Here is a 430-nt window from a genome sequence, read left to right on the forward strand (position 1 = left end):
AGCACCGCAATGTGGATCGTCGCCTGCATCCGCGGCCGGACCCGGCCCAGCGCGTGGGCATAAGCGTAGCCGCCGAGCAGCAGCGCCTGATAGACCAGCATCGCCGAATTCCACACGGCGGGCGCACCGCCCAGCCGCGGCAACGCCATCCGCGCCACCATCGGCTGGACGAGGAACAACAGGAACGATCCGGCCAGGATCGTCGCGACGAAGAGTCCGCGGCCGAGCGGCGTGGTGCCGGAGATGCGCGCGGTCATCGGGCTACGACGATCATGCGCCGAGCAGCCGCGCGCCATGAGCCGCGTAGTAGGTGAGGACACCGGAGCAGCCGGCCCGCTTGAACGCCATCAGCGTCTCCAGCACCAGCGCGTCGCGGTCGCCCGCGCCGACCGCGGCGGACGCCTCGATCATCGCGTATTCGCCGCTGACC

General features: G+C 70.7%; 1 protein-coding gene and 1 pseudogene. Both read right to left on the reverse strand.

Annotated elements, in window-relative coordinates; genetic code table 11:
* Positions 1-257: hypothetical protein (locus AC0IYH_RS29470; protein WP_471837588.1), on the reverse strand; the 257-nt coding region annotated here is incomplete at its 3' end.
* 13 nt (positions 258-270) lie between these two features.
* A pseudogene (locus AC0IYH_RS29475) lies at positions 271-430 on the reverse strand (porphobilinogen synthase); the annotation flags it as partial.

It is taken from the genome of Pseudomonas sp. AC463, assembly GCF_979253585.1.